We start from the raw sequence: 7,907 nt of genomic DNA on the forward strand, positions 1-7,907 counted from the left end.
GACAATTTCGACGGTTCGCTGCGGGAGCCGGTGGTGCTGCCGGCGAGGGCGCCGCAGCTGCTGATCAACGGGGCCTCGGGGATCGCCGTGGGGATGGCCACCAACATCCCCCCTCATAACCTCGCCGAGGTCTGCGACGCCCTCTGCTATATGATCGACAACTGGGGACGCCTGGATCGCATCACGGTGGATGATCTGATGGCCTTCATCAAGGGCCCGGACTTCCCGACGGGCGGGGTGGTTTTCCGCTACGCCGATGACGGCGAGACCGACGCGGTGCGGACCGCTTACGCCGTGGGGAAGGGGCAGTTCGTGGTGCAGGCCCGCGCTCACATCGAGGAGGCCGAGCGGGGGAAGGTTCGCATTGTGGTGACGGAGCTGCCCTATCAGGTGAACAAGGCGGCCCTCATCGAGCGGATCGCCGAGCTGGCGCGCGAGGGGCGGATCGAGGGGATCACAGATCTGCGGGACGAATCGGACCGGCGGGGGATGCGGCTGGTCATTGAGGTCGCCCGCACGGCCGACCCGCGGGAGGTCTTGGCGGCCCTCTATAAGCACACGCCCCTCCAGACCACCTTCGGCGTCCAGATGCTGGCCCTGGTGGATGGGGAGCCGCGGTTGCTTCCCCTAAAGAAAGTGCTTCAGCTGTTCCTGGAACATCGCCAGCAGGTGGTTCGACGCCGCAGCGAATACGAGCTGGCCCGGGCCCGGGAGCGGGCCCACATCCTGGAGGGGCTGCTGACGGCGCTGGCCCATCTCGATGAAGTGATCGCCCTGATCCGTCGCTCGAAGGACGCGGAGGAAGCGAAGGCCGGCCTGATGCGGCGCTATCGGCTGACGGAGGTCCAGGCCCTGGCGATCCTGGAGATGCCGCTGCGGCGGCTGGCCCGCCTGGAGCGGGAGAAGATCGAGGCCGAATACAAAGAGAAGCAGCGGCGGATCCGGGAGCTGGAGGACCTGTTGGCCCATCCGAAGAAAATCCTGGCCGCGATCCGGGAGGAGCTTCAGGAGCTGAGGGCGAAGTATGGGGACGCCCGACGGACGCTGATTGCGGACCGGCCTCGGGGGGCGCTGACGGCGGAGGACCTGATGCCCGACCAGCCGGTCTGGGTGGTTGTGACGGCGGGTGGCCGGATGGTCCGAACGCCGCTTCGGGGTGGCCCGGCGTGGCCTCATGGGGATCGGCCGGTGGCGTTGGTGCGTGGAAACACCCGCGGCGCGGTCGTTTTATTTACCGATCGGGGCACGGCGGCGATGGTGGCGGCGCACCGGATCCCCGAGGGTGAGGAGGGGACCCCGATTTCGGATTTGGTCTCTATTCCGGAAGATGAAACCGTGGTGGCAGCCTTGCCCATGCCGGGGCGGGTCGATGCGAACGGGGCCGGCCCTTATGTGTTCCTGGTGACCCGGAACGCGATGTGCAAGCGCGTCGCATGGGCGGACCTGAACCGTCCCGGCGCCTTCTCCGCGATGGGGATCGGGGAGGCGGATGCGCTGGCGGCCGCCTTCACCACCTATGGGGATGGGGAGATCCTCCTGGCGACGGCGGAGGGTCAGGCCATCCGGTTTGCGGAGGAGGAGGTCCGCGTGATGGGCCTGAGCGCCGCTGGGGTGCTGGGCATCAAACTGGGGGAGAACGATTACGTGGTAGGGGCCGTCCGGGTGAAACCGCAGGGAGGGATTGTGATCGGGACGGCTCAGGGCTTCATGAAACGGACGGCGGCGCGGGAGTATCCGCGTCAGGGCCGGTATGGCGTGGGGGTGCAAACGGCGGCGGTTTCGGCGAAAACGGGACCGGTCGTCGGGGTGGCGGCGGTGGAGGAGGAGGAGACCCTATGGGTGGTAGGCAGCCGGGGGACGGTGAGGGCGGTGAAGGTCAAGGATATTCCCAAAGCCGGGCGGGCACGGCCCGGGGCGGTGGTGGTCAGCCTCAAAAGCAATGAAACCTTGATCCGCCTCATCGCCCCTGCGGTTTACGAAAAGCCCGGCGGCCGGAATGGACGGAAGGCAGGTGGGGCCCGGAAAGGCCCGTAGTGCTTCGCCCATTTTCGGTAGTTTTGTGGGGTGCGGGTCGCCTTCGGCGGCCCCCACCCCACACCGAACGGAGCGACCACCGAACTGCGTAGCTCCTACTTGAATTCCCTCTTTCGGAGTTGCATCCGATGGGCCTCTGGCTTTTGGGAACCTCGGGCGCTGTCCCGGATTCTCAGCGGGATTATGTCAGTCTGGTGGTGGAGGACGCGGGCCGCCTGATCCTGATCGAGGCGGGCGGATCCCCCTTCCACCTTCTGCGCCGGGCGGGTTGGGATCCGCTGAGCTTGGAGGGGGTCTTCGTATCCCACCGGCATCCGGACCATCTGAACGGGCTCCCGTTGCTCCTGATGGGCTTGTGGCTGCAGCGCCGGACCCGTCCGCTCTGGATCGCCGGCCCGGCGGATGCGCTCGAGCGGGCCCGCGCGCTGCTGGAGCTGTTCGAGTGGCGATCGTGGAACGGCATGTTCCCGATTGAGTGGCGACCGGTCCCGTTGGAGTATGGCGCCTCTGTTGAAGCGGAGGGGCCAATCCGCCTGATCGCCGCCCCGGTTTCTCACAGCGTGCCCACATTGGCCTTGCGGATCGAGTTCCCTGAGGGGGCGGTGGTGTATTCCGCGGACACGGAGCCATGCCCAACGATGATCCGTCTGGCTTCCCATGCCGATGTTCTGATCCATGAGGCGACGGGGGATTACCCGGGGCATACGCCGCCGGAGGGCGCCGGGCGGATCGCCCGGGAGGCGGGAGCGGGTCGGCTGATCTTGGTTCACGTGCCGCCGGATGTGGATACCGAGCAATGGGAAGCCCACGCCCGGCGATTGTTTGACGGCCCGGTGGAGGTCGGGCGGGATGGCATGCGAATCTGGTGAGGGCGCCTTTCCGGCGCTTCTTAGAGGTTCCGGAACAATGCAGCCCTTCTCACGCCATGCCAATGCGGAATAGTTAGGAGGTTTCCATAAAGCTTGCCTCTGCAAAATTTCGAACGGAGGTGCGGGCGATGGAGATCGATCCCCAGGAGGTCCGCCCTTTGTATGCCGATCGCGATCCGGTCCACGATTTCGCCCATGTCGTTCGGGTCATGCGGCTGGCCGAGCGCATTGCGCGGCGTGAAGGGGCGGATCTCGCGGTGGTGCGGGCGGCGGCGTTGCTCCACGATGTGCGAAGGGAAGAGGAGGAACACGCAGCCGCCTCCGCGGCCTTCGCCCGTCGTTGGCTGGCGGAACGCGGGGCGTCCCCGGAGTTCATCGAGGCGGTAGCCCATGCCATTGAGGCCCATCGGTTCCGGGAGCCCCGGGCGGCCCGAACCCTTGAGGCCCGCGTCCTGTTCGATGCCGACAAGCTGGACGCCCTGGGGATCATCGGCCTGGCCCGTCTGTTTGCCTACAGCGGCGTTCATCAGCGGCCGTTGTGGGCGGAGGAAGGCGAGTGGGAGGAGGATTCCGCCGCCCGTGAATTCTTTCGGAAGATCCGCCTTCTGCCCGCGCGGATGCAAACGGAAACCGGACGGCGGTGGGCGGATGCCCGTCTGGCCCGCATGCAGCAGGCGATCGAGTGGCTGGAGAAGGAGATCCGTGGGGAGGACGTCGATCGCTGAGCCTCTACGCTTCTCTTTGTGCTTGATTTGACAAATTCCGTCCGAGTTGCCTATATTGGAATACAGAGCCCCGCTGGCCTGACCGGCGGGGTTCTGTATGCATGGCGCCTCGCGAGCGGGCCAGCGGGCTGCGCCGTGCCGTGTGATGGTTCCTCCGGTTCCGCCCGCCGCCGGCATCTCTCGCCGCTATCATATCGAGAGGGCATCCTGCTGCCGGCGTTCGGTTTCCCCATGATTCTGGAGCGGGGTGATGCCCATGATCGAGGCCGAGGGATTGACGAAGATCTACGGCAACCACGTCGTGGCCATTGAGGATGTGACGTTCCGGGTGGAGCGCGGGCAGATCGTGGGCTTCCTGGGCCCGAACGGCGCGGGGAAGACGACCACCATGCGCATCCTCACTGGCTACATGCCGCCCACCCGGGGCCGCGCCCGTATCGCGGGCTACGATACAGTCCTCCAGTCCCTGGAGGCCCGCCGTCACATCGGTTACCTTCCGGAGACGGTGCCGCTGTATCCGGAAATGAGCGTGCGCGCCTATCTGAATTTCATGGCCGAGATCCGGGGCGTCCCGAACCGAAAGGCGGCCGTCGAGCGCGCCATGGCCCTCACAGGCCTGGAGGATCAGGCCGATACACTGATCGGAAAACTCTCCAAGGGGTACCGTCAACGGGTGGGATTGGCCCAGGCCATCCTGCACAGCCCGGACGTCTTGATCCTCGATGAGCCCACGATCGGCTTGGATCCCCGCCAAGTCAGAGAGGTTCGCGATCTGATCCGGGAGCTGGGGAAGACCCACACCATCCTCCTTTCCACTCATATCCTGGCGGAGGTGCAGCAGGTTTGCCACCGTGTCCTGATCATCCATCGGGGCCGGATCCGGGCGGACATGACCCTGGGGGAGGCGCTGCGCAGCCGTCGCCCGGATCGCGTCTTCCTGCGGGTGGAAAGGGATGACGGACGCATCCCGGACGCCCTGGGCGCCCTGCGCGGGGTGCGACGCGTGGAGCGGCTGGAATCCGGCGTCTACGAGATCCATGTGGCCGATGATACGGAGGAAGACCCCAGCCCGGCCATCGCGGAAGCGGCGCTGCGGCAGGGCTGGCGCCTGATGGAGCTGCGCCCCGTCGGCCTCACCCTTGAGGACCTCTTCCTGCAAGTGACTGCTCAGGATTGAGGGGGGACGCGATGCGAAACCTCTGGGCCATCGCCCGCCGTGAGTTGAGCGCTTATTTCGTCTCGCCGATCGCTTATCTGGTCGGGGCGGCGTTCCTGGCCATGATGGGGTTCTTCTTCTACACCGATGTGATCTTCACCGTCCTCAGCCGCTCCGAGCCGACCATGCGTTACATCTTCGGGGTGATGACCACCATCCTCCTCTTTGTGGCCCCGGTGCTGACCATGCGCCTTCTGGCGGAGGAGCAGCGGCTGGGGACGCTGGAGCTGCTGCTGACGGCGCCGGTTCAGGATTGGGAGGTAGTGCTGGGCAAGTACCTGGCGGCGCTGACGCTTTACCTGGGGCTCCTGGCCGCCACCGGCGTCTACCCGTTGCTCCTCTTCTGGATGGGGGGCAACCCGGACGTCGGGCCCATCCTCTCCGGATATCTAGGGATGTTCTTGTTTGGGGCCGCGCTCCTCTCCATCGGCCTGTTCTCCTCTTCCCTCTCCCAGAACCAGGTGGTGGCGGCGGTGGTGGGGATCGGGCTGGTGATCCTGTTGGCGGTGGCCAGCCTCCCCGCCGATGGGATCACGAACCCCACGTTGCAGCAGATCCTCAATCACATTGATCTACGGAACCATCTGATGAACTTCCGTCGCGGCCTGATCGACACCGCGGATGTGGTGTATTACTTGAGCGTCAGTGCCGCGTTCCTCTTCCTCACCGTTCAGATCCTGAACTCCCGGAGGTGGCGATGAACCTGGCCCGGCCCTCCGAGTCGATCATCCGGGCGCTGTGGGGGCTCGCCGTGTTGGCCCTCGTGGCCGCGGGGGTCGCCTGGGTCGTTGAGGGGCGGTTCGGTGCGCCCGGCGTGATCGCCCTGATCCTGGCGATCCTCTTGGGCGGGGTCGCGATCTATCTCTCCCCCGAGCAGGTCCGCGCCTGGATCAGTGGGCGTCCCTTCGCGTTCGGGACGAACGCCGCCCTGGCCAGCGCCGCCTTCCTCGGCATCATGGTCTTGCTCAACATCCTGGCGACCCGCCATGCCCAGCGGTGGGACCTGACGGCGGAGAAGCGGTTCTCCCTCGCCCCCCAGACGCTGCAGATTCTGCAGAGCCTCCCGGAGCCTGTCGAAGCGCTGGCGTTCTTCTCTCAGAATTTCCAGTTCGCCCGTCAGGATGCGGAGGACCTGCTGGATCAGTATCGACATTACAGCAACGGGAAGTTCTCCTATCGGTTCATCGACCCGGTGGCCCAGGCCTCCCTGGCCCGGCAGTGGGGCGTCACCCGGGATGGAACGATCCTCTTCGTGATGGGGGATCGGCGCCAGGAGGTCACGCTCTATAACGAGCAGGAGTTCACCTCGGCGCTGGTGAAACTGATCCGCGCCACCCAGCCCAAGATCTACTTCCTCACCGGCCACGGGGAGCGGGACATCAACGAGGAAGGGGATAACGGCTACGCTCAGGTCCGGCGGGCGCTGGAGCGGGAGGGATATCAGGTGGAGGCCCTGAATCTGGCGGTGACCTCCACAGTCCCCGCGGATGCGGCGGTGATCGTCCTGCCCGGGCCCAGCCGGCCGTTGCTGGACCGGGAAGTCGAAGCCCTGAAGGGCTATCTCAACGCTGGGGGGCGGATGCTGGTCGCCCTCGATTCCCCCTTGCAGATCAGCGGGGAGGGGGTGACGGAATCCGTCAACCGCGTTCTGGAGGACTGGGGGGTTGCCTTCCGGAACGATGTGATCATCGATCCGGTGAGCTCGATGTTCACGGATCCCTTGACCCCTCTCTCCAGCCGATACGGGTTCAGCTCGATCACCGAGAAGCTGCGCGGCATCGCCACGGCGTTCCCCGTTGCCCGATCCATCGACGAGGTCCGCAGCCAGCCGGAGCGCTTCCGGGTGGTCCGCCTGGTGGAGACCAGCGGCCAGAGCTGGAGCGAGACGGATCTTACCGGCTTGCGGCAGGCTCTCAATCAGGGGCGCTTGCCCACGCCGGAGGGGAAGAAGCTGGGCCCATTGGCCCTGGCGCTCACAGTGGAGCAGGTGAACGGGAAGGGGCGGGTGGTGCTCTTCGGGGATGCCGATTTCGCGGCGAACCAAAACGTGGGGGCCAATCTCCCCTTCGCCAACTTGGATCTTTTCGTCAACTCGATCAACTGGCTGTCGGAGTCCGAGGCGCTCATCGGGTTGCGCCAATCCCCGACCTCCACCGTGCGCGCGCTGAGCGCCACGCCGGCGCAAACCCGAACGGTCTTCATGCTGGCGGTGGTCGTGATGCCGCTGGCTGTTCTGGCGATCGGCGCGATGGTGTGGTGGCAGCGCCGCTAGGGGGTCGGGGATCGTGTTCCCATCCCAAGCCATCCCCGTGGAGGTGTGATTCATGAAGCGATGGGGCACGCTGGGCCTGGTGGTCGCTTTCCTAATCCTGGCGCTCTTTGTATACTTGGAGCCGAAGATCACGGCCCGCCCGACCCCCACACCGGAGGGGACGTCCCGTAACCTCTTGGAGATCAGCAGCGCCTCCATCCAGAGAATCCGGGTGATCGATCATTCGAACCGTCTCGAAGCGGAGGCGGAGCGGGATGCGAACGGGCAATGGTTCCTGACGGTGCCCACCCGTCACCTGGTCCGTCAGGACGCCCTCGATACCTTGGCGGGTGGGCTGGCGACCCTCTGGGTGCAGCAGGTGATCTCCGACGTCACGGATCTTTCAGCGTATGGGCTGGTGACGCCCACTTATACGATTGTGATCAGCGCCACGGACCGGGTCTTCACGCTGACAGTGGGCAGCCCCACGCCGATCGGAGGTGGCTATTACGTGCGTCGGGAGGGGGATCCGGCGGTTTACGTGGTGGGGACCTTTGCAATCGATGAGGCGAAGAAACTGATCACCCAGCCGCCGCTGGCGACCCCTACACCCACGCCGACCGTCACGCCGACGCCAACCATGACGCCCACCCCCACACCGGGGCCATCACCGACGCCGGGCACAACGCCCACCCCATAGACCTTGTTGGCAACTGGGTTTCTGGAGACGTTGCGGTCGCGTTTGGGAGTTCGCTGCTGAGGCTTCTTCCCCATTTAGGGGTCTTCGGGGGCTGGGGGCCGCCGAAGGCAGC

General features: G+C 65.9%; 7 protein-coding genes. All 7 read left to right on the forward strand.

The annotated features are described in order from the left end of the window. Nucleotides 1-2,034: DNA topoisomerase (ATP-hydrolyzing) subunit A (locus ACFMO5_RS03460; RefSeq protein ID WP_376791368.1), on the forward strand; the 2,034-nt coding region annotated here is incomplete at its 5' end. Between the two features lie 128 nt (nucleotides 2,035-2,162). Then, the gene (locus ACFMO5_RS03465; protein ID WP_376791369.1) at nucleotides 2,163-2,903 is read left to right on the forward strand and encodes an MBL fold metallo-hydrolase; all 741 of its coding nucleotides are present in this window, start codon (nucleotides 2,163-2,165) and stop codon (nucleotides 2,901-2,903) included. Between the two features lie 128 nt (nucleotides 2,904-3,031). Further along, the gene (locus ACFMO5_RS03470) at nucleotides 3,032-3,628 is read left to right on the forward strand and encodes an HD domain-containing protein (protein WP_376791370.1); all 597 of its coding nucleotides are present in this window, start codon (nucleotides 3,032-3,034) and stop codon (nucleotides 3,626-3,628) included. Between the two features lie 256 nt (nucleotides 3,629-3,884). Next, nucleotides 3,885-4,805 carry an ABC transporter ATP-binding protein gene (locus ACFMO5_RS03475; protein WP_376791374.1) on the forward strand — a complete coding sequence of 307 codons (921 nt, stop codon included), beginning with the start codon at nucleotides 3,885-3,887 and terminating at the stop codon, nucleotides 4,803-4,805. Between the two features lie 11 nt (nucleotides 4,806-4,816). Continuing rightward, on the forward strand, nucleotides 4,817-5,545 hold the full coding sequence (locus ACFMO5_RS03480; protein WP_376791371.1) for an ABC transporter permease subunit: 729 nt from the start codon (nucleotides 4,817-4,819) through the stop codon (nucleotides 5,543-5,545). After that, nucleotides 5,542-7,116 carry a GldG family protein gene (locus ACFMO5_RS03485; protein WP_376791372.1) on the forward strand — a complete coding sequence of 525 codons (1,575 nt, stop codon included), beginning with the start codon at nucleotides 5,542-5,544 and terminating at the stop codon, nucleotides 7,114-7,116. The genes ACFMO5_RS03480 and ACFMO5_RS03485 overlap by 4 nt, the downstream gene beginning before the upstream one ends. A gap of 52 nt (nucleotides 7,117-7,168) precedes the next feature. Further along, entirely contained in the window at nucleotides 7,169-7,795 is a 627-nt protein-coding gene (locus ACFMO5_RS03490) for a DUF4340 domain-containing protein (protein WP_376791373.1), read from the forward strand. Nucleotides 7,796-7,907 lie beyond the last annotated feature (112 nt).

Origin of the sequence: Thermoflexus sp. (assembly GCF_042408365.1) — a bacterium.
Taxonomy (GTDB): domain Bacteria; phylum Chloroflexota; class Anaerolineae; order Thermoflexales; family Thermoflexaceae; genus Thermoflexus.